Annotated in this window: 19 protein-coding genes; 4 read left to right on the top strand and 15 right to left on the bottom strand. The window is 73.4% G+C overall.

From position 1 onward, the window contains the following. Positions 1–92: 92 nt before the first annotated feature. Positions 93–1,139, bottom strand: a complete 1,047-nt coding sequence (locus tag KV381_RS23595) for a BMP family protein (RefSeq protein WP_030084615.1) — start codon at positions 1,137–1,139, stop codon at positions 93–95. 174 nt (positions 1,140–1,313) lie between these two features. Continuing rightward, positions 1,314–2,549 carry an amidohydrolase gene (locus KV381_RS23590; RefSeq protein ID WP_030084613.1) on the bottom strand — a complete coding sequence of 412 codons (1,236 nt, stop codon included), beginning with the start codon at positions 2,547–2,549 and terminating at the stop codon, positions 1,314–1,316. A 312-nt stretch (positions 2,550–2,861) separates the two neighbouring features. Between KV381_RS23590 and KV381_RS23585 the strand changes: the two genes are divergently transcribed. Next, positions 2,862–4,466: a VCBS repeat-containing protein gene (locus tag KV381_RS23585; RefSeq protein ID WP_030630602.1), complete on the top strand. Its 1,605-nt coding sequence runs from the start codon at positions 2,862–2,864 to the stop codon at positions 4,464–4,466. Between the two features lie 71 nt (positions 4,467–4,537). Here the strand turns inward: KV381_RS23585 and KV381_RS23580 are convergent, their stop codons facing one another. From KV381_RS23580 to KV381_RS23565, 4 genes are read right to left on the bottom strand one after another with little or no spacing between them, the layout of a single operon-like run. Next, positions 4,538–5,572 (bottom strand): hypothetical protein, encoded by a 1,035-nt coding sequence (locus KV381_RS23580; RefSeq protein ID WP_218786154.1) that lies wholly within the window; start codon positions 5,570–5,572, stop codon positions 4,538–4,540. Between the two features lie 10 nt (positions 5,573–5,582). After that, positions 5,583–6,515 carry an N-acetylneuraminate synthase family protein gene (locus tag KV381_RS23575; RefSeq protein ID WP_030084607.1) on the bottom strand — a complete coding sequence of 311 codons (933 nt, stop codon included), beginning with the start codon at positions 6,513–6,515 and terminating at the stop codon, positions 5,583–5,585. Positions 6,516–6,527: 12 nt separating this feature from the next. Continuing rightward, entirely contained in the window at positions 6,528–7,772 is a 1,245-nt protein-coding gene (locus KV381_RS23570) for an N-acylneuraminate cytidylyltransferase (RefSeq protein WP_030630605.1), read from the bottom strand. 53 nt (positions 7,773–7,825) lie between these two features. After that, positions 7,826–9,205, bottom strand: a complete 1,380-nt coding sequence (locus KV381_RS23565; protein WP_030084603.1) for a DUF6716 putative glycosyltransferase — start codon at positions 9,203–9,205, stop codon at positions 7,826–7,828. A 208-nt stretch (positions 9,206–9,413) separates the two neighbouring features. On the opposite strand from KV381_RS23565, the gene KV381_RS23560 reads away from it, so the two are divergent. Both KV381_RS23560 and KV381_RS23555 read left to right on the top strand, forming a co-directional pair. Next, positions 9,414–10,394: a glycosyltransferase family 2 protein gene (locus tag KV381_RS23560; protein WP_030084601.1), complete on the top strand. Its 981-nt coding sequence runs from the start codon at positions 9,414–9,416 to the stop codon at positions 10,392–10,394. After that, the gene (locus tag KV381_RS23555) at positions 10,391–11,872 is read left to right on the top strand and encodes a polysialyltransferase family glycosyltransferase (RefSeq protein ID WP_030084599.1); all 1,482 of its coding nucleotides are present in this window, start codon (positions 10,391–10,393) and stop codon (positions 11,870–11,872) included. Before KV381_RS23560 ends, KV381_RS23555 begins: the two co-directional genes overlap by 4 nt. Positions 11,873–11,959: 87 nt before the next feature. Here KV381_RS23555 and KV381_RS23550 read toward each other — a convergent pair whose 3' ends face one another. From KV381_RS23550 to leuE, 7 genes are all read right to left on the bottom strand, one after another. Continuing rightward, the gene (locus KV381_RS23550; RefSeq protein WP_030084597.1) at positions 11,960–13,045 is read right to left on the bottom strand and encodes an acyltransferase; all 1,086 of its coding nucleotides are present in this window, start codon (positions 13,043–13,045) and stop codon (positions 11,960–11,962) included. 5 nt (positions 13,046–13,050) lie between these two features. Further along, a complete protein-coding gene (locus KV381_RS23545; RefSeq protein WP_218786153.1) occupies positions 13,051–15,378 on the bottom strand; it encodes a tetratricopeptide repeat protein in 2,328 nt (775 codons plus the stop codon). Further along, positions 15,375–16,748, bottom strand: a complete 1,374-nt coding sequence (locus KV381_RS23540; protein ID WP_218786152.1) for a tetratricopeptide repeat protein — start codon at positions 16,746–16,748, stop codon at positions 15,375–15,377. Before KV381_RS23540 ends, KV381_RS23545 begins: the two co-directional genes overlap by 4 nt. A 61-nt stretch (positions 16,749–16,809) precedes the next feature. Further along, positions 16,810–18,237 (bottom strand): polysialyltransferase family glycosyltransferase, encoded by a 1,428-nt coding sequence (locus KV381_RS23535; RefSeq protein ID WP_030084591.1) that lies wholly within the window; start codon positions 18,235–18,237, stop codon positions 16,810–16,812. Positions 18,238–18,239: 2 nt separating this feature from the next. Further along, positions 18,240–19,214 (bottom strand): glycosyltransferase family 2 protein, encoded by a 975-nt coding sequence (locus tag KV381_RS23530; protein WP_030630623.1) that lies wholly within the window; start codon positions 19,212–19,214, stop codon positions 18,240–18,242. A 189-nt stretch (positions 19,215–19,403) separates the two neighbouring features. After that, positions 19,404–19,676, bottom strand: coding sequence for a hypothetical protein (locus tag KV381_RS23525; protein WP_218786150.1), 273 nt, complete (start codon positions 19,674–19,676; stop codon positions 19,404–19,406). 112 nt (positions 19,677–19,788) lie between these two features. Continuing rightward, a complete protein-coding gene (leuE, locus tag KV381_RS23520; protein ID WP_030630627.1) occupies positions 19,789–20,454 on the bottom strand; it encodes a leucine efflux protein LeuE in 666 nt (221 codons plus the stop codon). A gap of 550 nt (positions 20,455–21,004) precedes the next feature. Here leuE and KV381_RS23515 point away from each other — a divergent pair. After that, on the top strand, positions 21,005–21,976 hold the full coding sequence (locus tag KV381_RS23515) for a L,D-transpeptidase family protein (RefSeq protein WP_234024644.1): 972 nt from the start codon (positions 21,005–21,007) through the stop codon (positions 21,974–21,976). A 242-nt stretch (positions 21,977–22,218) separates the two neighbouring features. Here KV381_RS23515 and KV381_RS23510 read toward each other — a convergent pair whose 3' ends face one another. Both KV381_RS23510 and KV381_RS23505 read right to left on the bottom strand, forming a co-directional pair. Then, positions 22,219–23,382: a hypothetical protein gene (locus KV381_RS23510; RefSeq protein ID WP_030084581.1), complete on the bottom strand. Its 1,164-nt coding sequence runs from the start codon at positions 23,380–23,382 to the stop codon at positions 22,219–22,221. Continuing rightward, positions 23,382–24,158, bottom strand: a complete 777-nt coding sequence (locus KV381_RS23505; RefSeq protein ID WP_030084579.1) for an RNA polymerase sigma factor — start codon at positions 24,156–24,158, stop codon at positions 23,382–23,384. The genes KV381_RS23510 and KV381_RS23505 overlap by 1 nt, the downstream gene beginning before the upstream one ends. Positions 24,159–24,294 lie beyond the last annotated feature (136 nt).

Raw genomic sequence — 24,294 nt, 5'->3', positions numbered from 1 at the left:
CCCTGTCCGTCCGCCGGGCCGGGGTGCGGCGCGGGGACGGACAGGGCCTGGGGAAACCAGCCGTTCGGCAGGAAAGACGCCGAGCTGCTTGCTTACGGAGCGGTCTTGACGGTGATCTTGCCGTCGATGATCTCCTGCTTGGCCTTGTCCACGGCCTCGATGACATCGGTCATCTTGGTGAAGGCCGGGTTGGACATCGACAGGCCGACGCCGTCCTTGTCCAGGCCGTAGCGGATCTCACCGGTCTCCGGCTTGCCGTCCTGGACCGACTTGATCAGGTTGAACACCGAGTCCTCGACGTCCTTGGTGACCGAGGTCAGGATGGACTCCTTGTAGGCCGCGAGGCCCTTCTGCTGGTACTGGTCGGAGTCGACGCCGATGTTCCACTTGCCGGCCTTCGAGACGGCCTCGATGGCGCCGGAACCGGCCAGACCGGCGGCCGAGTAGATCACGTCGGCCTTCTTGTCGAGCTGGCCCTGGGCGGCGGCCTTGCCGAGGTCGGGCTTGGAGAAGCCACCGAAGTCCGGCGGCTGCGTCAGGTACTGCGGAAGGACGTTGACCGAGGCGTCGGTGTCCTTGACGCCCTGGACGAAGCCGGCCTCGAACTTCTTGATCAGCGGGGTCTCGACACCACCGATGAAGCCGACCGTCTTCGACTTGGTGACCTTGGCGGCGGCGACGCCGGCGAGGTAGGAGCCCTGCTCCTCGTTGAAGACGATGTTGGCGATGTTGTCGCCGGTCACCGAGGCGTCGTCGATGATGCCGAAGGTGGTCTTCGGGAACTTCGGCGCGACCTTCTTGATGGCGGGCGCGTAGGCGAAGCCGACGCCGATCACCGGGTTGTTGCCGGAGCGGGCCAGCTCGGTGAGGCGCTGGACCTTGTCCGCGTCGCCCTCACCGTCGGAGGGCTCGGCCTCGCTGCCGGAGATGTCGAGTTCCTTCTCCGCCTTGGCGAGACCGGCGTAGGCGGCGTCGTTGAACGACTGGTCGCCACGGCCGCCGATGTCATAGGCGATGGCGGCCTTGTCGCCGCCCGAGCCGGACCCGGAGTCCGACGAGTTCTCGCCACACGCGGTGACGCTGAGGGCAAGCGCCGCGGACGCAATGCCCACGGTGGTGATCCTGGTGATCCGGCGCAAGGGAAGGCTCCTTCAAACCTGACCGAAGCGCCTCTTCCGGCGCTGGTTTCGCGGCGATCGTAACGCGCGTAGATGTCAGATAAGAGCACGTACGGAAGCCGTTATCGGATCGTCGTGAACAGAAGGCGGCCCGCAGGTCCACGAACGGCCTACGAAGAGTGTGTCAACGCTCCGCTAACGCTTCCCGTCGAGCAGCGCCGAGGCGGTGAACAGCTCGACTCCCACGGCGATGGCCTCTTCGTCCACGTCGAAGTTGCCGCGGTGCAGATCCAGCCCGCGCGTGTCGCCCGGGGTACGGACGCCGAGGCGGGCCATCGCACCGGGGACCTGCTCCAGGTACCAGGAGAAGTCCTCGCCGCCGAGGCTCTGCTCTGTGTCCTCGATCGCATACGATCCGCGCCGCTCGGTCATCGCGGCGTCCAGCAGGCCGATGGACTCGGCGTCGTTCACCACGGGCGGCACGCCGCGGACGTAGTTGATGACGGTCTTGGCCCGATGCATTCCGGCCACCTCGTCCACGGCGGCATGCACCAGGTCGGGGGCCGCGCGCCAGGCGTCCAGGTCGAGGCAGCGGACGGTGCCGGACAGCTCGGCGTGCTGCGGGATGACGTTGGGGGCGTGCCCGGTCTCCAGGCGGCCCCAGGTCAGCGCGAGCCCAGAGCGGGCGTCGACCCGGCGGGCGAGCAGGGCGGGCACGTCCACGGCGATCCGGGCCGCGGCGGTGACCAGGTCGGTGGTCAGGTGCGGGCGGGCGGTGTGGCCGCCGGGACCGTCGAGGGTGATCTCCAGCCGGTCGCAGGCAGAGGTGATCGCCCCGATCCGCAGCCCGATCCGCCCGACGTCCACCTTCGGGTCGCAGTGCACGCCGATGATCCGCCCGACGCCCTCCAGCACCCCGGACTCGATCGCGTCGACCGCGCCGCCGGGCAGGACCTCCTCGGCGGGCTGGAAGATCAGCCGCACGGCGTTGGGCAGCAGCCCTTCGCGGTCGAGCCCGGCGAGCACGAGGCCCGCGCCGAGCACGGTGGTGGTGTGCACGTCGTGCCCGCAGGCGTGCGCCCGGTCGGGCACGGTGGACCGGTAGGGCACGCCCGCCTTGGTGTCCGGGATCGGCAGCGCGTCGATGTCCGCCCGCAACGCCAGCATCGGCGTCACCCCGTCCCACTCCCCCACATCACACATGAGCCCGGTCCCCACGGCGAGAACCTTCGGCTTCAGCCCGGCCTTCTCCAGCCGGTCCTTGATGGCCGCGGTGGTGCGGAACTCCTGGTTGCCGAGCTCGGGGTGCATGTGGAGGTCGCGGCGGAAGGCGATCAGCTCGGCACGGAGTTCGTCGGAGAGCCTGCCGGGCAGCGCACCTCCCCCGGGCTGGCCGGCCGGGTGGTGGGGGCGGGAGGCGCGGGACTTCAACTGGTTCACCTTACGAAGCGTAGGCCCCCTGCCCCCTCAACTGGCCATGGATCTAGGAAATTTCAGCCGTGCAGGCGAACAAAGTTCGGGTGAGGGTGTGTGACAGAGGGTGGTTGCGGGTATACCAAATCCTCTTCCGGGGCGGGTGCGCGCGCCGGTGAGAAAGGCACAGGACACCGCGACAGGGTCCCTCATAGGATCGCGAAAAATCGTGAACATCCTGTGAGGAGCGCCATGAACAGTCGGTCCGACGCCGCCCCGGCCAGAGGGAGACGGACCAGGAAGAGACGGATCCGTCAGGGCACGCTCCTGGTGGCTGTCGCCGCTTCCCTCAGCACGGTCGCCGTCCTGGCCCCGCCCGTCGCGGCGGAGGAATCCCACGCCGCGTCCACCGGCGCGCGCCTGATGAACCTGCCCCCCGAGATACCGGACCGCCTGGCCACCAGCCCCGAGACCGCGTGCGCAGGTGGATTCATCGGCAACACCCGGACGACTCTGATGGCCCGGGTGGATGACGCCGACTCGCCCTCACTCACCGCGCAGTTCCAGGTCTTCGACGCAGACGGCACGGACCCGGTGGCCGAGCGCTCGGTGGCCGCCACGGCGGGCGGCACCGCCTCGGCCTCGTCGATCGACCTGCCTTCCGGTGACTACCGCTGGCGGGTCCGTGCCACGGACCCGGCGGGCGCCGCCTCCGCCTGGACCGACCACTGCCTCTTCTCCGTCGACCGCGTACGACCGGACCGGCCGCCGACCGTCTCCTCGGAGGAGTTCCCCGACGGGGACTCCGGATGGCCCCCGGTGACCGGGGACGCCCGCACTCCCGGCACCTTCACCTTCGGCGCCAACGGCGTGGACGATGTCGTCGGGTACGTCTGGTACAGCACCTTCGACCCGCAGCAGCGGGAGGTCGCCGTCTCCCCCGGCGGAACGGCGGACGTGACGGCCACCCCGCTGAGCGGCGGCCCGCACATGCTGTACGTCTACAGCGTCGACCGTTCCGGCAACCGCTCGGACACGACCACGTACCGCTTCTACGCCCAGGGCATCACCACTCCCGATGCCCCCGGCGACCTCAACGGGGACGGTGCCAAGGACATCTGGAGCCTGGACGACCGGGGCGAGTTGCTGACCTACGCGGGCCGGGGAGACGGGACCTTCGCCCCCGCTGCCGAGGCGGGGCTGACCGCGCCCGGGGCAGGCACCGCCTATCGGACCGACTGGGACGGCGACGGATACGTCGACCTGGTGACATTGGAGTACAACGTCAACACCCGAAGGAAGCAGCTCTGGGTCCACCCCAACAGTGGTCTGGGAAGGGTCGACGGCCCCCGGAGCCGACAGCTTCTGACGGTCGACTGCCCGGTCCCGGACGAGGACTACGGCTGTGTGGGCGAGCCCGGCTGGACCGGTGACGACCACTGGGGGAACGCGGAGCAGGTGATCGCCCCCGGCGATCTGAACGGTGACGGCAGGAGTGATCTCCTCGTCCAGGAGGGCGGCCGGCTGTGGATCTACCACGGCCTGTACGGGACGCAGCTGGACGTGCCGGTGCCGGTCGGCGGCTCGCAGTGGGACGACTTCACCGTCCTCGCGCCCGGCGACGTCAACGGTGACGGCCTGGCCGACCTGTGGCTCCGTGAGAAGGCCACCGGCGACCTCTACGGCGTGCACGGCGGCAACGGTACGGACGGTGAGCCGGACCCCGCTGTCTGGGGCAACCCCGAGAACCGTGTGCTGATCGGTACCGGTTTCACCACGGCCGCCCGTCCGGTGCTGGACACGGTCGGCGATCTCGACGGCGACGGTGTCGCCGATCTGCACGGCCGTACGCAGGACGGCACCCTGACACTGTGGCCGGGCCGTGTGTCGGCGGACGGCGGCTTCGGTTTCGGGGAGGGGAGGGCCATCGGGTGACTCCGCCCGCTCGGCCGGGTGTTCCTCCGCGGAACGCCTGACTCCCCGGGGCGCCCGCCGCGGCGGGCGCCCTACGCGTGGGCCGTCGAGGTCAGTCGCTGCACCCCCCGCGCCGTCTCCGTGACGCCGCTCAGGAAGCCCTGGGCGCGCGGCGAGGCCGTGGCGCGGAGCCATTCCGGGGCGATGTCGCAGACCGCGACGTTCACGCCCGTGCCGGCCAGGGCCAGCGGGAGGGTGTGGACGACCGTGGAGGGGAAGCTGACGATCGTGCGGCCGATGGGGCCGCGGCGGGCGATCAGTTCCAGCGGGAGGTCCGGGCGGACGATCTCCAGGCCGGTGGCGGCTTCCAGGGCGTGGAGCTTCTCGGCGGACTCGCGGCGGTGGGCGAAGTAGCGGGTGGCGCTGTGCGTGCGGGCCAGGGCCGCGACCGCCTCCTGGTACGGGACGGGGTCGACGACGCCCGTCTCGACCAGGGAGGTGCCGACCAGGTCCGCGCCCCTGCCGATGCTGGGCGGGCCGAAGCGGGCCCGGGTCCAGGCGAAGGTGTTCGGGGTGACCGCGATGCCGGGCGGAGCCTCGACCGGCATCGCGGTGAACACCTCGACCGTGTGGCGCGCCGTCGGGGTGAAGCGGCGGCGGGCCGTGGCGGTGACCGGGGCCAGGACCAGTTCGCGCGGTCCCGTACGGCCCCGGCGGTGCCAGCGGGTCAGCCGCTCGCCCCGGGCCAGCTGGGCGACGAACTCCATGGTGGCCGTGCCGTCGTCGACCACGGTGAGGCGGTCGGCGCGGACCAGGGTCAGCAGGAGCTGGACGTAACGGGAGAACGGGTCCCCGATCACGATGTGGTCCGCGCGCCGGACCAGTCCGGCCAGGGCGCGCAGGGCCTTCAGGGGGGCGCCGGACTCGCCGCGCGCCTCCTGCCAGCGGACGGCGATGCCCTCGTCGCGGGCCAGCTCCGCCATCCGGCGCAGCTGACCGCGCGACATCGGGTCGACCGGGGGGAGGACGACGACCGTGGTGGCGGCCGGATCGTCTCCCCCCTGGGTGTGAACCCACTCCAGGACGTTCAGGAGCTGGACCGGGCTCTCGACGAAGGCGAGGTTCACCGGTCGGCGCTCAGACCGCGACCGGCTCGGGGGCCGGCGCGTTCTCGGTCTCGGCGACGACGCCCGCGACGCGGCGGAGCTTCTTCATCGGGCCGAGCTCGGACTCGTACACCTTCTTGACGCCGTCGCCGAGCGACTGCTCGATGGTGCGGATGTCGCGGACCAGGCGGGTCAGGCCCTGCGGCTCGACGGAGGCGGCCTGGTCGGAGCCCCACATGGCGCGGTCCAGGGTGATGTGGCGCTCGACGAAGGTGGCGCCGAGCGCGACGGCGGCCAGCGTGGTCTGGAGGCCGGTCTCGTGGCCGGAGTAGCCGATCGGGACGTTCGGGTACTCCTGCTGGAGGGTGTTGATGACCCGCAGGTTCAGCTCCTCGGCCTTCGCCGGGTACGTGGAAGTGGCGTGGCAGAGCAGGATGTTGTCGCTGCCCAGGACCTCGACCGCGTGGCGGATCTGCTTCGGGGTGGACATGCCGGTGGAGAGGATGATCGTCCGGCCGGTGGCGCGCAGGGCGCGCAGCAGCTCGTCGTCGGTGAGCGAGGCGGAGGCGACCTTGTGGGCCGGGACGTCGAACTTCTCCAGGAAGGCGACGGCCTCGGTGTCCCACGGGGAGGCGAACCAGTCGATGCCGCGCTCGGCGCAGTGCTCGGCGATGGCGGTGTACTCGGCCTCGCCGAACTCGACGCGGTGGCGGTAGTCGATGTACGTCATCCGGCCCCAGGGGGTGTCGCGCTCGATGTCCCACTGGTCGCGCGGGGTGCAGATCTCCGGGGTGCGCTTCTGGAACTTGACGGCGTCGCAGCCGGCTTCGGCGGCCGCGTCGATCAGCGCGATGGCGTTGTCGAGGTCGCCGTTGTGGTTGATGCCGATCTCACCCGTGATGTAGACGGGGTTGCCGGGGCCGGCGGTGCGGGTGCCGAAGGTGCGCAGGCGGGAGGTGCTCATGGTGGTGCTTCCTTACTTGGTGGGGACAGAAGGGGAGGGAGTGGAGGTGAGGGTGGGGCCGAGCAGCCAGGCCGCGATCTCGCGGATGGCGCCGTAGCCCCCGGGGGTGGTCGTGACGGCGCGCGCGGCGGCGCGTACCGAGTCGTGGGCGCTCGCGACGGCGACGGGCCAGCCGGCGAGCGAGAAGCAGGGGAGGTCGTTGACGTCGTTGCCGACGTAGAGGACCCGGTCGGGGGCGATGGAGTGCTCGTCGCACCAGCGCTTCAGCGCCTCGTCCTTGCGGTCGATGCCGTGCAGGACGGGGATCCGGAGCTTGCGGGCGCGGGCGGCGACGACCGGGTTCTGTTCGGTGGAGAGGATCAGGAGGGGCACGCCGGCCTTGCGCAGGGCGGCGATGCCGAGTCCGTCGCCCCGGTGCACGGCGACCGTCTCGCGGCCCTCGGAGTCGATCATGACCCGGTCGTCGGTCTGGGTGCCGTCGAAGTCCAGGACGACCGCGTCCACGTCCGCGAGGGAGGGCAGCGGGGCCGGGTCCAGGAGCGGGGCGAGCGCGCGGGCCCGGGCCAGGTCGTGCGGGTCGTCGATCTCCAGCACCCGCGCCGGGTCGGTGGGCACCAGGGCGGTGTGACCGAAGAAGCGGTGGCGGTGGGTGCGGAAGCCCGCCGCGTCCATCGCGTAGGCCGCGCCGGTCTCCAGGTGGTCCTGCGGGCGGTCCTGGCGGCGGGGGCGTACGGACTTGTCGTGGTTGACGCCGTACGTTCCCTCCTCGACCGCGTGCCCGTCGCGCCAGACGAAGCCGTGGAACGGGGCGACCGTGACGGCCGTGTCCGCGCCCTCGTGGGCCACCGCCCGGGCCACGCCGTCGATGTCCTCGCGGGAGACGAACGGGCTGGTGCACTGGACGAGGAGGACCACGTCGACGGTGCGGGCGCGCTCGGCCTCGTAGACGTCCAGGGCGTGCAGCACGGCCGCTTCGCTGGTCGCCGTGTCGCCCGCGATGGCGGCGGGGCGCTCGACGCAGTGCAGCCGGTGGGCGGCCTGGAGGTCGGCGGCGGCGCTCCGGGCGGCCTCGGCGATCGCCCCGTCGTCGGTGGTGACAACGACGTCGGTGACCTCGGGGGCGCCGAGCGCGGCGCGGACGGCGCGGGCGACCAGGGGGATGCCGCCGACCTCGGCGAGGTTCTTGGCGGGGACGCCCTTGGATCCGCCGCGGGCGGGGATCACGGCGAGGACGGTCGGGGTCGGGGGCGGCTGCATCGCTGCTCCTGGTGTCATGGCGGTTCCTGAGGTGGTCGAGGCCGCCGGCGTGGTCACAGCTCTCCCATCCGGCGGATCACCGGGGCGACGCGCTGGACGCCCTGGCGGTAGGCGCCGCGCGCGGCGTTGCGGACGGTCTCGCGCACCGCGCCCCGGACCCGGCCGGGCTCCTGCGGCGCGGCCGCGCCGGGCAGGGGCGTGCCGTCGGGGGCCAGGTGGTGGCGGGCGAGGATGCCGGGGAGGTAGCCGGGGGCGGTGGCGGGGGTGTAGTAGGGGGCGAGCGGCGGGAGTTGACCGCCGTCGAGGAGGGCGGCCACCTTGGCGCGGGCGGTGTCGTAGGCGGTGCTGTACGAGCCGTCGGCGGCGACGCCCTGCCCGGCCACCCACTCCGCGTCCGGCCGGGGCCGGAGCCCGCCGTCGAGCTTGTCCCAGGAGGTGAGGAGCCCGGAGCCGACGAAGTGGTGGTTGCCGAGGGTCTCCCGTACGCCGAGGTCGGTGAGGACGGCGGTCGGGATGCGGCGGTGCAGGGACTCCAGCGCGGCGGTCGAGGAGACCGTGACCAGGAGGTCGGTGCGGTCCAGGACCTCGCCCATGTGCCCGTACACCAGGCGGAAGTTGGGCGGCAGCCCGCCGGGCAGCTTCTGGGCGAGCCTCTGGTAGGGCAGTTCCTCGATGTGCGTGGTGTGCTCGCCGGGCTTGGAGCGCAGCTTCAGCAGCACCTCGCGGCGCGGGTGCAGCCGGGCGTGCTCGACGAGCCGGCGGAGCAGATACGTACGGTCGGCGCGGGAGGCCGGTACGGAGGGCTGGGCGGCGAACACCACGGTGGCGCGGCCCTCTTCGGGCTCGTACGGGGCTCCGCCGAGGAAGGGCAACGCGGCCTCCGTGACGGCCGAGGCGTCGGCGCCCACCCCCTCGTACACCGCGCGGAAACGCCCCGCGTCGTGGGCCGAGTTGGCGAGGACGACGTCGGCCCCGTGGCGCAGCAGGAGGCCGTCGGCGAGCTTCTCGTAGACGACCCCGACATATCCGGTGACGACGACGGGCCGGCGCGGCAGGTCGAGGGCGGCCAGTCCGTGCAGCATGGCCTGGACGCCGCCGCCGACGAGGGCGAGGACGAGAAGGTCGTACTTCTCCTCGCGCACGGTGTGCAGGAACTCGACGGCGGTGACCTCGCGGACCCGCTCGGCGTCGATGCCGACCTCGCCGACCTCCGCGAGCTGGCGGGGCGTCGGGGTGGCCCGGCCGCGCAGCAGCAGCCCGCTGACCTCGACGGGGCGCGCGTCCGGTCCGTCCGCTCCGGCGGTCAGGCGGCGCGCGGTGAGCGCGCCCCATTTCCACCGGGTGTCGGAGTCGGCGAGGACGGCGACCCGGAGCGCCGGTCGGGCGGCGGGGGTCTCGGCCGGTTCGGCCTCATGGCTGGTACGTGGGGGCACGTCCTAGAAGCTAGGAAGGCATTTCGATGCGCGGCCCAACGCGATGGCAACAGATGGTTAACAGCGAGCCGACGATTGGGGAGGCACCCCGAATACGCCCTCAATTCCCGCTCCGGAAAAGCTGATTCACCTGGGCGTCGGACGTTGTTCACCTGCCGGGCGCATTGCGGAAAAGGAAGGGTCCGAGGCCGCACCTAAGGTGATGTGCGTGGTTAAGCTCTCCGTCATCGTGCCGTTCTTCAACGTGCAGACCTACGCGCCCGACACCCTCAGAAGTCTGCGGGCCAACGCCCGCGAGGACGTCGAATTCCTTCTCGTCGACGACTGTTCGACCGACGGGACACTCCCGTTGCTGCGCCGGGCCGCGGAGGAGATCCCCGGGGCCGTGCTGCTGCGGCACGAGGTGAACGGCGGTCTGGCGACCGCGCGCAACACCGGTCTGGACGCCGCCCGCGGTGAGTACATCGCGTTCCTCGACGGCGACGACTGGCTGGCCCCCGGCCACTATGCCCGGCTGCTGGCCCGGACCGAGGCGCTGGGCTGCGACTTCGTACGCACCGACCACGTCCAGGTGAACGGCAGTTCGCGGACCGTGCGCCGGGTTCCGCACGGGCCGCACGGCGTGGTGAGCGACCCCCGGTCCGCGATCCTGCCCGCCCACCGCACCACGTCGGTGGACTACGCGTTCGCCTGGGCGGGCCTCTACCACCGGCGACTGCTGGACCGGGGGCTGCTGCACTTCACCGACGGGCTGCGCACCGCCGAGGACCGGCCGTGGATCTGGCGGCTGCACCGGGAGGCGGAATCCTTCGCCGTCCTCGGTCTGCTCGGCCATTTCTACCGGCGGGGCGTCGCCACTTCCCTGACCCAGATCGGTGACGTCCGCCAGCTCGATTTCCTGCGCGCTTTCGACCAGGTGATCGCCGATACGGCCACGGACCGCGAGGCGGAGATGTTTCTGCCGAAGGCCGTCCGTACGTACTGCGCGGTCATCGCCCATCATCTGGGCGACCTCGACAAATTCGAACCGGCCGTGGCCCGCGAACTGAAGTCGCGCGGCGCGGCGGCCCTGGGACGCCTGCCGCAGAGACTGCTGGACGAGGCTCTCGACTCCATGGACGTGACACGGGCGACCCGGGTGCGCAGGCTGCGCCGCCGCCCGGCCGCGAAGGGGGCCTCGGCCGCATGACCATCCGGATCTTCCACGCCTCCTCGCCCGCCGCGACGGTGCTGCTCGCCGCGGCGATCGACGCGTGCTGCTTCACCGAGCCCGACCGCCGGATCCTGCTGCTGTCCCGGACCGGGGCGGCTCCGGAGGCCGGCGCCGATGTCTCGGAAACCATCGGCTTCGAACGGCTGCGCGCCCGGTTCGACGAGGTGCTCTCGTGGAACGACGCGATCTTCCCCTTCCACCCGGACGGCTGGCTGCCCCGGGCCGACGACGCCCCGCTGTGGGAGCGCCACTTCCGGCGCGCCTGGGGGCTCGGCGAGGAGCCGCTGGAGCTGGTGGTGGACTCCCCGCACGCCGGGCCCGCCCGGGCCCTCACCCAGGTCTTCGCCGGGGTGCCGGTCGATGTGTACGCCGAGGGGCCCGGCGGCTACGGCCCGACCGGCGAGAAGCTCCCGCCGCCGGCCGGGACCCGGGTGCGGCGGCTGCTCCATCCGGACCTGGTCCCCGGCGTGCGCCCGCTGCTGCTGGGCGAGTACGGGGTGGAGCCGCAGATCGTTCCGGTCGGGGCGATCACCAAGGTGGTGGGCGAACTCGCCGACCTGGACGGGGAGTTGTCCGACGCGGCCGGCTCGGCCCTGGAGCTGCCGGACGCGGGGGTGCCGGGCGCCGGGGCGCCGGGCGCGGGGGTGCCGGACGTCGAGGCGCCCGCGTTGCTGCTCGGGCAGGATCTCGCCGGGGCCGGGCTGATCACGGCGGCCGAGGAGGCGGGGTTGCGGCTGGAGATGGTGCGCGGGGCCGCGGCCCTCGGTCACACCCGGCTGGTGTTCGCGCCGGATCCGTACGCGCCGTGGGAGAGCCCGGCGGCGCTGCTCGCCGAGGCGGACCGGCTGGGCGTCGGGCTGACCGTGCTCGACACCACGCGGCCCGTCCCGGCCGATGTGCTGCTGCACCGGCTGCGGCCCGCGCTGGTCGTCGGCTGCACCTCGGCCGCGCTGTTCGGGGCGGCCCGGTTCCACGGTCTGCCGGTGGCGACCGTCGGCACGGGGCTGCTGCTGGAGCGCCTGACGCCGTACGAGAACGCCGAGCGGATACCGGCGACGCTCGCCGACGCCGTGCTGCCCGCTCTCGACGACGCGAAGGCGGTCGCCGCGCAGAAGACGGGCGACGCCGCGGAGTTGGACGGCACGGTGGGGTCGGGCGGCACGGTGAGGGTGAACGGTGAGGTGAAGCCGGACGGCGCGGACGAGGTGAACGGTCTGCTGGCGGCCGTCGGCTTCGCGATGCGGCCGAAGGTGCGCCCCGATCTGCGCCCGGACGCCGAGCGCTATCTGTCCGCGCACCTGGACGGCCGCACCTGGCGCTACTTCAAGCGCCGCCGCCTGGCCTCGCTCGCGCTTCCCGGAGTGGTCCCGGCGCGGCTGGCGTTCCTGCGCTCCAACCCCGCCCTGCGCCGGGTCGCCCGGCGGGCCCGGGCGCTGCGGAGGAGCGGGGGCTGAGGAGCGGCGGGGGCTCGGGGGCCGCGGGCGGGCGCGGGCAGACCGGCAGGAGCTGGTAGCCGGTGGCCGGCACGGGGGCGCGGGCGTTCAGCCCAGCACCTTGCTCGCCCCGGCGCGGCCCCACAGCAGGGCCGCGCCGAACGACAGCGCCGTCGTGGCCGCCGTGATGCCGATGACCAGCGCTCCGGCGGCCGCGCCGCTCAGGTCCGCCCGGACGAAGGCGTCGTCGAGGACGCCGAGGACGAGGACGTGCACGAGGTAGGCCCCGAACGACGCTTCGGCCAGCCGGGTCAGCGTGGGCCGCATCCGCTCCGGGACGCGCAGGCCGTGCAGCGAGACCAGGACTCCGCAGCTGAACAGGCCCACCAGGATGTGGGCGTACGGGATCGCGTAGTGCACCTCGTGCTGGTACGCGATCACTCCCGCCAGCCCGCCCGCCGCGAGCAGCAGCCAGGGCCACCGCCGTCGGCCGAACGTACCGGCCGGGGCGGCGAGCAGCAGCGCCCCGAGCACCGCGTAGATCAGCTGGTACGGGGCGAACGCCCAGCCGAAGCGCGGCAGTTCACGGCCGGTGGCCTCGGCCAGGTCGCCGAGGAACGACGGAGCGGCGGCCAGGACCAGCAGGACCGCGCCGAGCCCCCACGGCCGCTTGCCCGCCCGAACCAGCACGACCAGGCCCAGGACCATGATCACGGGGAGATAGGCGTACAGGTACCAGAGGTGGTAGGCCGGGCGGACCGAGGCGAAGACGGAGTCCAGCGCGAGTTGGCGGAGCGGGTCGTCGTTGGTGTCGCGCAGTTTGCCCCAGGCCAGGTAGAGCGCGGTCCAGACGGCGAGCGGCACCACGATCCGCACGATCCGCCGCCGCAGCCGCGCGCCGTCCTTCGGCGGGGCCCCGGCCAGGACCACCCAGCCGGCGATGGCGAAGAAGAGCGGCACGGCGAAGCGGCCCGCGGAGTCGGCGACCAGCCCGGCCCAGTAGGTGCCGGACCCCTGCGAGGCCGTCCGGCCCACGGTGTTCACGAACGCCGAACCGGTGTGGAGGCCGATCACGGCGACCGAGCAGAGCAGCCGGATCAGGTCGATGTCGTAGCGGTGCTCACGGACGGGACGCGTCGTCTCCGGGGCCGTCGAAGCCGTGGCGGAGACGGGGGCGGGGGGTGTGGTGGACATGGCTCTCAGAGGGTGGGCGGGGCGGTACGAAGGGAGGGGGCGGCGCGGTCCTCGTCGGCGGCGGACCGGGGCGCGGGAACCACGGGGCCGACGCCCGGATCGCCGAACGGGTCCGGGAGGCCGGTGAGTTCACGCAGCCGGGCGAGGTTGTCCCGGGTCACCGACCACAGCGCCCGCTGCCGGTCGTGGACGTCGGCCACCGCCGCCGCGTGGTCCGCCAGCACCGCCCGGGCCCGCTCCGCGAGCCGGGCGCCGAGGGCCCGTTCGTGGACGGAGACGCCCCAGTCGGGCCGGTCGATGTCGGCGAGGAAGTAGGCCAGTTTGGGGTGCGAGACGAGGCTGATGACGGGGGTGCCGCAGCCGAACGGGATCATCCCGGCGTGCCCGCGCATCCCGATCACCAGGCGGGTGCGCCGGTAGAGATCGCGGATGGCGTCGTTGGAGAGGAGATACAGCGGCTCCACGGGGAGGGTGAGGCCGTGTTCGCGGCGCAGATCGTCGACGAAGCGTTCGTCGGCGGGCATGTGCGCGGCGTAACGGACCTCCGCGGAGGCCGAGAGGTCCCTGATCGCGGCGGCCATCTCCGCCAGGAAGTGCCCGTAGTCGTGACCGAAGCGGAGTCCGGCCCGGTCGTAGGCGCAGTTGATCAGCACGGTGTCCTCGCGTGCCACCGGTTCGGCGAGGCGCGCGTCGAGGTGACGGGCGACGGTGGTGGGGCAGGGCTGGTAGCGGACCTTCTCGCGGAGGGAGTCGGGCAGCAGTTCGCGGACCCGGGCGACGGAACCGTGGTTGCGCAGCCCGAAGAACGCGGACCGCTCGACCAGGGTCCGCAGCGAGGCGGCGAACCGTTCGCGGCGGTAGCGCTGGCCGTCGAAGACGTTGTAGCCGACGGCGAAGACCGCCAGGGGTGCGGTGATCCGGGCGAGCACGTCGTCGGGGATGTTCCACTGCCAGCCGCTGTTGCCGTTGGGCGCGGTGTCGGGGAGGAAGAGTCCTCCGCCGCCCACGATCACCGCCCGCCGGTCGTTGAGGCGTTCGAGGCCGGCCTCGTCGACCAGCAGGTGCGCGTGCTGCTGGTGCCAGCGGTCCGGACCGGTGTCGGCGGTGAAGCAGCTGCGGACCGCTTCGGGCAGCACCTTGTCGCCCGCGTTCTCCTCTCCGTCGGCGAACAGGGCGACGTGGGCGAGCTGTTCACCGGGCGGACTGTCCGGCACAGCACCGCCCGCCGCGATCATCTCGGACGTACGGGCGTACCAGGCACGGCAGTTGGCGTCGGCCGGGTCGGTCTCCAGCCCGGCGAGCGCGTACCCCCGGGCGTCCTCGGTGCGGCCCAGCAGCCAGGCGAGCCGGGCGAGTTGGCCGTAGGCGCGCGGGGCGAAGTCCGGTGAGGCGGTGGCCAGCAGCAGATGTGTCTCGGCCTCCTCGTACCGGGACAGCGCCATCAGGCAGACGCCGAGCGTCTCGTGGCAGCGCGGCAGATCGGGGCGGCCCACGACGGCCTCGCCCAGCAGCGCGACGGCCTCGTCGTGCCGGCCGCGCCCCCGGTGGATCTCGGCGATCCGCCGGACCAGGTCGATCGGCGGTCGGGATCCCTCGGGGAACGGGAGCGCGAGGTGCAGCAGCAGGTCGGGGTGTCGGGGGCCGGTCAGGGCGAGGTAGGCGGCGCGGAACGCCTCGTCGTCCAGGTCGAAGCGCGCCCGTGCCGCGTGGGCGGGGCCGGTGGAAGTCGTGGGCGTACCGGCGAAGTTCAGGACGACGACGTCTTCGGGGACCGCCAGGTCGTCGCCCAGCCGCAGCGCCGGGAAGTCGTACCGGGGTTCCAGGGGTACGAGGACGCTCTCCGGGATGTCCCGCGCGGCGGCGGGCGGTACGGAGTGGTCGAGGTCCTGGCGCTGGATCACCAGCAGGCCGCCGTGCGGGTCCGGGGCGCCGTCGGGGCCGGGGCGTGGTACGGCGGCCACTCCCGTACGGAGTTTCAGCAGGGCGTCGAGCGGGCCGAGGACGACCATGGCGGGGCTGAGGGCGACCACGGTGTCGTACCCGTCGAGGCCGAACACCTCGTGGCGCCCGGCAGCGGTGCGCGGGACCAGCCGGGGGTGCAGCCGGCGGGCGGCGTCGAAGTCGGTGTCCGGCAGGCCGGGGTGCAGGACGACGACGTCCTCGCAGAGGCCCGGGTCGCTCAGCGCGATGCTGCGCAGGAGGGCCTGGAGTCCGGGCAGTTCGTCCGCGCCGGCGACGTACACGGCGAAGGCGATCCTGCGCTTCCCGGTGACGGCCCGGCGGTCGTCGGCGGATGCGGACCCGGCCACGGGGGTGGAGTCGTGCGTCGTCATCTCAGGGTGATCCTCACTGCGGTGTCGTCCGTGGTCCCGGTGCGCGCCCCGATCCACTCCCGCTCGCGCGGGGGGAGGGACGCCGGTCCTTCGAACCCGATGAGGTCCACCCGGGCGGGCGTGCCCAGGAAGTCGAGGAGCCGCAGCACGGTGTACGCGGTGCTCGCGGGCCCTTCGCCGTCGGCCGTCCCGCCGATGAGCGCCGGATCGTGCAGCGGGCGGCGCAGCGAGGCGTCGCCGATGCGGTCCTGCGCACCGGGGACGAGCCGGCTGCGCAGGGCGAGCCGCCAGTGCGGGAGCGGGTCGCCGAAGACCAGCCGGGTGCCGGCCCGCCGGTCCCAACGGGGGCCCTTCCACGGGGTGTCGCCGCGCAGGGTGCAGACGTGCAGGTCGGTGCGGGCGGTGGGGGCGGCATGGCGCAGGGCGTCGCAGCGCACGACGAGGTCGTAGCCCTCGATCAGGGCGGCCAGCGAACTGCCGGACCGCTGCTCCTGCTCGGCGGTGCGCGGCGTGTCGGCGACCAGGCACACCGTGCGGCCCGCGACGAGCCGGCGCAGACCGGGCACGCCGATGGGCTCGGCCCCGCCGAGGAGCGGGTCGGCCATCGGGTCGTGGTCCGAGAGCCGGCGGTGTTCGGCGTAGAGCGCGGCGAGCCGGCGTACGGCCGGGTCGGCGGCCCCGAGTTCGGCGGTACGGCGGCGGACCAGCTCGGTGAAGGCGGCGCGGGCCTCGGCGGCGGGCAGCCGGCGGGAGAGACGGACGGCCCCGGCACCGGCACCGGTCCCGACACCTGCCCCGCCCCCGGTCCCGTCCCCGGCCCCGTCCGCGTCCCCGACCAGCGCCAGCGCCTCGTCGATGCGGTCGCCCGCGGCGCGGAGGGTGGCGATGCGGCGTTCGACGTCGCGCGAGGCGGCGGCGTTCTGCTGGAGCGCCAGGTGACGTTCGTACGCCGTGATCGCCTCCTCGCGCAGGCCGAGCGCGTCCAGGGCGTTGCCGCGCAGCCGCCAGGCGCCCTTGGAACGGCCGCGCAGGGCGGTGGCCTCGTCGGCGAGGGCCAGGGCGAGGCGGGCCCCGGCTTCGCCCCCGCTGTCCAGGGCCTGCTGCCCGGTCCGCAGCAGCGCGTCGAACGCGTCGGCGCCCGGGGTGGAGCACGCGGTGGTCAGGGCGCCGATCGACGCGATGAGCCGGGTGCGGCGGGCGTCGGTGAGGGGCCCGGAGGCGGCGAGGGCGGCGAGGTGGTCGCCGCAGTGCCGCAGGGCGGCCAGGAGCGCCGGGTCCGGTCCGCCGCCGGTTCGTCCCGGGGCGGGCGACCCCGGCCGCCCCGCTATCGCCCGTACTGACGTGAGCAGCCCGGTGAGGGTCTGGCCCATGCTCGTTCCGCCGTTCTGTGAGTCGGACGCCGGTGCCGGGGTTCGTCGCCCCGGCCCCTGGTCAGAGGCCCAGGGTGCTGCGGGTGCGCCGTACGGTGCGGCGCAGCCGGACCGCCGCTCCCCGGGGGCCGCCGCCGGGCAGGGTGAGGCTCTGCAGGCGGCGGCGCTTGAAGTAGTGCTGGGTGGTGGGGTCGAGGTGCTCCCGCAGCCATGCCTCGGCGTCGGGGCGCAGCCCGGGGTGGAGCTTGGCCTGCATGCAGTAGCCGACGGTCCGCAGCAGCGGGGCGAGGCTGTCCGGCGCGGTGCGCGGCAGACGGGGAACGCCCCCGGCGCCCTGCGCGTCCGCGCCGCCCGGACCGTACAGCGCGTCCAGGTCCGGCACGAGGTGGTCGGTGATCGTCAGCGGGATGCGGTTGCTGTTCTCGTACGGGGTGATGCGGTCGAGGACCAGCCGGGTGCCGACGCGGGCGACGGGGATGCCGTAGTAGGCGGCGGCGGTGAACATCGCGGTGGAGAAGCAGCCGACGACGAGAGTGGGCGCGCACCGCTCGTACAGCGTCTCGGCGAGCAGTGGGCCGTCCAGCGTGGTGAGCCGTACGCCGAGTTCGGCGGCGGCCTCGTCCAGGGCGCGGGAGTAGCGGGCCGGGGCGGTCGGGTGGGGCTTGAAGAGGATGGAGGTGTGCCCGGCGCGGGCGGCTCCGCGCAACATCCGGATGTGCAGGTCCTCTTCCTCCTCCGGGGTGAGGATGGTGAGGGCGGCGAGGTACTGGCCGAGCAGTATCGCGGTGGGGGCGGCGGCCTCGGCGGCGGCGAGCCCCTTGTCGCCCTCGGCCGCGGCGGCGATCTCGGAGAGGACGGCGCGGAAGGCGTCGTCGGGGACGAGTTCGGGTTCGACGCCGGCTTCGGCGAGCAGGAGCGGGCGCACTCCGGTGACCAGGTCGAGGTGGAGGACGCGCCGGATGCGGCAGGCGATGGACTGGGGCAGCCGGTTGCGGGTGGGTCCGTAGCTCATCAGGCCGTCGGCGTAGACGTGCACGGCGCTCTCGGAGAAGATCGCGGCGAGTGCGCGGGCCGGGTTGACCTGGATGGACTCGACGGCCAGGTCGACGGGGGCGTCGGGGGCGATGTCCCAGGCGAGGCGGAAGGCCCGCTGCCACAGGACGGTCTCCTCGGAGCGGGGGCCCCAGCCGCTGGGGTGGTGCGGGCTGATCGCCTCGTTCCAGTCGACGACGGCGTCGAAGCGGGCGGCGAGGGGGCCGTAACCGCGCATCTCCTCCAGCCGGAGGGCGGTTTCGGGGACGGCCGCATTGTTGGAGACCAGCAGGATGCGGTGGCTGTCGGTGGCCCGGCCGAACTGTCCGGCGTCGAGCGCGGCGGCGAGGGTGGCCGCGCCGTACAGCGTGGAGACCTGGAAGATCTGGGTGCGCGGGGGCCTGCGTACGGGGGTGGGACCGGGCGAGGATACGGGGGCGGGCTCGGGTGCGGTCATCGTCAGGCGGCCTTCTGCTTGGTCTGCTTGGTGCGCAGACGGCTGAGCAGCGTGCCGCGCCTGTCGTCGATCATCGTGAGGGTGCGGTCGAGCACGTCCTGCGGCATCCGGCCCAGCGCGGCGGTGGACTCGGCGCGCAGCCGGCGGGCGGTGGCGGGCTCGTAGTCGTCGGCCTTCTCGTTGTGGAAGGCGATCATCGCGCAGTAGGTACGGACGGCCTTCGGCAGCAGGACGTCCGCGTCCCGGTCGGCGCGCAGCTCGTCGAGCAGCGTGTCGTAGGAGGCGAAGAAGTCGAGCTGACGGGCGTCCTTGATCTGGGTCAGGGAGGTGGTGACCCCGCGCCGGTAGAAGATGCCGTACAGCCCGAGCGCCGCGTAGGTGCGGGCGCGCAGATGGAGCTGCCAGATCCACAACCGGTCCTCGGCGGTGCGCAGTTCGGTGGCGAAGCGCTGGGCGCCGTCCGCGAACAGCCGCCGGTGGTAGATCCCGGCCCAGACGAACGGGTAGTCGACCATGGTCTCGCGCTCGGGCACCCCGATGCCGTCGCGGGGGTCGAGCACGGTGTCGCGGAGCGGCGCGGGGGCGCGCCGCACGACGCGGGTGGTGCCGGTGGACTGGACGTGGTCGGTGCGGGCGAAGTCGCAGTCGAGGTCCTGGGCGGCGCGCAGCATCTGCACGAGATGGCCGGGGGCGTACCAGTCGTCGCCGTCGAGGAAGGTGAGGTAGTCGCCCTCGGCGGCGTCGATGCCGCTGTTGCGGGCGGCCGCGATGCCGACGTTCGTACCGTGTCTGATCACCCGGGCGCGCGGCAGCCGCTCGGCCCAGTGGTCGACGATGTCCTGCGTGCCGTCGGTGGACGCGTCATCGACCAGCAGGAACTCGATGTCCGGGTCCGCGTTGCGGGCCAGGCCGGCCAGCGTGGTCGGGGCGTAGGCCGCGACATTGTGGAACGGTACGACAACGGACAGTTTCGGCACGCGCGCCCTCACCTTCGATCATGGTCCCGACAACGTAGTGAGACGGCGGAAGGATCGGGTGACACCTGCCACGACAGCGGGTGAACTCTGCGCGTCCGCCGGATGACCGGGCACACGGTTGGACGAGGCCCCCGTCGCCCGGAACCGGACCTCGCCCCGCCCCGCCCCGCCTCGCCTCGCCTCGCCTCGCTACAGCTGGTCGCCTCTGCTGGGCGATTCCGGAGGGTGCGTGCCGCCACCGTCCTTGCCGTCCGCTGCGCAGGTGCGCCGGTTGGAGGACTGGTCGTTGGGGATCAGCAGCACGGCGTCGACCTGCTCGGGGTTTTCGACGTCGAGCCACTGGTCGCCCGTGCGGGAGTCGTCGGCCGGACCGAACGCCTGGGACGAGGAGATCGTCCGGCACCCCAGCGTCACGCGCTTCTCGTCGACCGCGCAGGCGTCCACCGAGGGGGTCATATGCACCGACGCCGTCGAAGCGGAAGCGGAGCTGGCCGCGTACGCCGAACCTCTGGGCCTGGACCTCACGTCCGCCTGAAGCCACCCACGGAACGGGCCGTCCCTCCGGCTACCCGCTCTACACGCTGCTGAGCGAGAGCTTGGCGGCGAACCCGAGGAACAGGACGCCCGCCGCCGAAGTGGCCCCCGCCGACAGCCGCTTGCGCCGGCGGAAGGCGGCGGCGAGACGCGTGCCGCCGAAGATCAGCACCGAGAGGTACGCGAAGCTGGCGAGCTGGAGCAGTGTGCCCAGCACCAGGAAGGACAGGGCCGGGTAGGCGTAGCCCGGGTCGACGAACTGGACGAAGAAGGAGATCAGGAACAGGATCGCCTTCGGGTTGATCAGACTGACCACCAGCGCTCGGCGGTAGGGCCGCTCCATGGAGGCCGCGGCCTGGGGCGCCTCGGCCGTCTCGACCAGTTCGGCGGTACGCCGGTGCCGCTCGCGCCACAGGGACACGGCCGCCCGCAGCATCCCGATGGCCATCCAGGTCAGATAGCCCGCCCCCGCGTACTTGACGATCGCGAAGAGCAGGGGCGTGGTCTGGAGCAGGGACGCGGCGCCGAGCGCGGAGAGCGTCATCAGGACGGTGTCCCCGGTCCAGACGCCCGCGGCGGCGGTATAGCCGGTACGCACGCCGCGTCGGGCCGCGACGGAGAGCACGTACAGCGAATTCGGGCCCGGCAGGAGAACGATCAGCGCCAGGCCGGCGAGATAGGTCGGAAGGTCGGTGACACCCAGCATGGACGGAGTCTCGCACGTCCGTACGGGTCGCCGTCCAGCGGTTTCACCAGGCGATATCAGCGGTTCGGCGCCCGGTCGGAGAGGCCCGGCTCCGGCGGGCCGGACCCGGCCATGATCCACCGGGCGCACCCTCGGGGGGCTGGACGCGCGGCGCGGGTCCGACGGAGGATTCGGTGACCGGGCCGGACGGGAATCCGTCCCGTACAGGAGGCACCGGGCCGGCGGGTGAGCCAGGGGGGACCGAGCGATGGCGGACACGAACAGCGGGCGGGACGGCCGAGGGTCGAGGGGCGGCACGGAGGGGGCGCGGGTGCGGGCGCAGGAAGCGATATCCGGTCCGGGCGTCTCGGGCCCGGGCGTATCGAGCCCGGCCGTCTCAGATCCGGGCGTATCGGGCCCGGGCGTCTCAGATCCGGGCGCATCGAGCCCGGCCGTATCGAGCCCGGGCGCATCGGGCCCGGGCGCATCGGGCCCGGGCGGGCAGGCCGTGCAGAGCGGGCCGACCGCACCGGCCGTGCCGAGCGCGGTCACCGGGACCAGCGGGCCGGCCATGGCGAACGCGTCGGCGTCGCCCTCCGGTCCGGCCCCGAGGACCGGAGGCAGCCGCCCCCGGTCCCGCCGCGTCAACGCCGTACCGATCGTCTCGATCGTCGCCCTGGCCGCCCTCGCGACCGCTTGCGAACCGGGGACCGCCACCGGGGCGCAGGACGCGCCGCCGCCGGTGCGGGCCACACAGGCCGCCGCGCCGACCGCGAGCCCCTCCCCCACGGCCTCGGCCACCGACGACGCGAAACCGCCCACGCCCTCGCCCACCACCCCGCCCCCGAGCCCGAAGGCGTCCACCGCCGCGCCCGCCCGCACCGCTCCGGCGCCGAGCACCGCACCGGCGCCGCGCGTCCTGATGCGTACGGGATCCCAGAGCGACCAGGTGCGGGAACTCCAGGCCAGGCTCCGCCAGATCGGCCACTTCGGGCGCAACCCCACCGGCTACTACGGCTCCGTCACCGCCGACTCCGTACGGTCCTTCCAGGCCAAGCGGCGGCTGCCGGTCACCGGAAGCGCCGACGAGGTCACCTGGAAGCGGCTGCTGGCCATGACCCGGGTACCGACGGCCGCCGAGCTGCACCCGCCGACCGAGCGCCCGGTGGCCACGCCGGACGAACGGTGTCTGAAGGGCCGGGTCCTGTGCATCAGCAAGAAGAGCCGGACGCTGGCGTGGATGATCGACGGCAAGGTCGTCTCCGCGATGGACGTCCGCTTCGGCTCGGAGTACACGCCCACCCGCGAGGGGGTGTTCGAGGTGTTCTGGAAGTCCCGGGACCATGTGTCGACGCTCTACGACACCCCGATGCCGTACGCGCTGTTCTTCAGCGGCGGCCAGGCGGTGCACTACTCCGCCGACTTCGCGGCCAACGGCTACGGCGGCGCGTCGCACGGCTGCGTCAACGTACGGGACAAGAAGAAGGTCGCGGCGCTGTTCGACCAGGTGAAGAACGGCGACAAGGTCGTCGTCTCCTGGTGAACCGGTACCTGGCGATCCGGCGCGAGCACGGTGTGAACAGGGAGGGAGAGGGCGCGGGCGGGACCGGGGGAACGTGTCCCGCCCGCGCCGATGCGCTGAGCCGAAGGTACGGGGGGAACCCCGGCTCGTTGCGCGGCCGATGACCAGTCGGCTCACTCTGTACTGCGCCCGGCCTCCGAAAAACGTCACACCTGGCTGTCCGAGCCGTCCGCCGGACCGCTCACGCTCCCTGGATCCGCAGGTCAGCGGGCGAGCACGGAGGCCGCGCCGGAGCTCTTCGGGAGCGGCGAGATCCCGGCATCCGCCCCGTCGGCGCCGGGCCCGGTCTCCACCGGCTGCTCCGGGGCGAAGCCGGAGCGCGGTACGGGATGGAAGGAGACGGGCGGCAGTGAGCCGCCGCCGCCCGGTCCGCTCTGACCACCGTCGTCGTCATCGTCGTCGTCCCCGCCACCGCCGGAACCACCCGAGCCACCGCTCCCGCCGCTGCCACCGTTCCCGCCGAGGAGGCGGTCGCAGAAGCGCTCCAGGTTCTTCTCACCCTTCGCGAACTCGATCAGCTGCTGTCGGCTCCGGTCGTCCAGGGTGCCGTTGCGGAAGTCCTTGCAGGCCTTGACGGACTTCTCGTACCAGTTCCCGGAGTCCGTACCGTCACCGGATCCGCCGGATTCGCCGGGGCGTTCGTCCCGGCCGTCGCCGCCGCCGGAGGTCTCCTCGCGGCCGTCGCCGCCCGGCCGGTCCGGGGTGCCCGAACGGTCGCCGCCGGACTCCCGGCTGGTGTCGCCGGTCCGTGCTCCGTCGGGGGCTTCGGCCCCGCCGGACTCACGGGTCTCGGGCGAGGAGGACGCCTCCGGTGCGTCGGGCGGGGACGGGTCCGCCGGGGACGAGGAGTCGTCGGCGGGTTCCCTGGAGGTCAGCGGCCCGGGGGTCACGGCGGCCGATACGGAGCTGGCGGGCGCGGGTGAGCCCTGTCCGCCGAAGGTTCCGGTGAACACGCCCGTACCGGCGGCGACCGCGACCCCGCCGAGCGCACAGCCCGCGAGCGAGGCGACCAGGCCGAAGCGGACCGGGCGGCTCCAGCGCGGGCGGCGGGCCGGGGTGTCGGGGGCGGAGCCGATCTGGACGGCGTGCAGGATGCCGGGGCGTCCGGGGACGGCGGCCCCGGCGTCGCGGCCGGCGAGCCGGTCCACCCCGTTGCCGTGGCCGGCCTGCCGGAACGCGGCGAGGACGGCGTCCTCGCCGGGAAGTTCGCCTGTCGCGGTACGCAGCCCTCCGCGGGCCGTGCCGAGCGCGTCGGCGAGCCGGAGGGCGTCGGTGCGGGCCTGGTCGCCGACGGGGACGACAGGTTCGCCGCGGAGCAGTCTCTCCGCCGCGTCCTTGTCAAGCCACTCGTAGTGCTCGTCGGCCATCACATGTCCTTCTGCGTCCACGGTCGCGAATGCGTCACACCGGGAGTGACCCCGGCGGGCGCCGCCGGACCGCCCCGGCCGGGCCGCTGGGAGGGCACGGCGCCGAGCCCGGCGCCCCCGCCCGCGTCGGAACCGGCCTCGCCTCCGGCGCCCTGTGCCGGGCCGGCGGCCGGGGCTCCGTCCGAGGCGAACGCGCCGTCGGCGGCCCGGGCCGCCGCGAGCTGCTCGTCGGCGCCGAGGAGTTCGGCCAGTCGCTTGAGGCCGCGGTGGGCGGCGGTGCGTACGGCGCCGGGCCGCTTGCCCAGGGTCTGCGCCGCGCTCTTCGCGTCGAGCCCGACGACCACCCGGAGAACGACGGCCTCGGCCTGGTCCTGGGGCAGCTGGGCGATGAGGGACATGGTGCGGTCGGTGTCGAGCGCCTCGATGGCGTCACCCGCGGTGTCGGACTCGGCGGCGCGCGCGGTCAGCTCGGTCTCGTCGCCGCCGATCGCGGGACGGCGGCTGCGCATCCGCAGATGGTCCAGCGAGCGGTTGCGCGCGATCCGCGCGGCCCAGCCCCGGAACCGGTCGGCGTCACCGCTGAAACGGTCGAGGTCACGCGCTATCTGCAGCCACGCCTCGGACGCCACGTCCTCGGCGTCCGGTTCCCCGACCAATGTCCGTATGTACCCCAACAACCGTGGCTGCACCGCGCGGTACACAGCACGGAAGGCGTCCTCGTCCCCGTCCTGTGCCGCGAGCACCGCGGCAGTCAGCTCCGCGTCGTCCCCCAGCACTCCCTCAACCCGCCCTGCCGTCCTCAATCGCAGCTGGTCAACTGCTGCGCAACCCTGCGCGAACCAGCACGCTACGTGCTCGGCGGGGGCCACGTCCATGACTTGTACAACCCGCAACAATTCGTCGGGCGTCTTC

Source organism: Streptomyces sp. WY228 (assembly GCF_019287315.1).
GTDB lineage: Bacteria > Actinomycetota > Actinomycetes > Streptomycetales > Streptomycetaceae > Streptomyces > Streptomyces caviscabies.
This window is presented reverse-complemented; position numbering and strand designations above follow the sequence as displayed.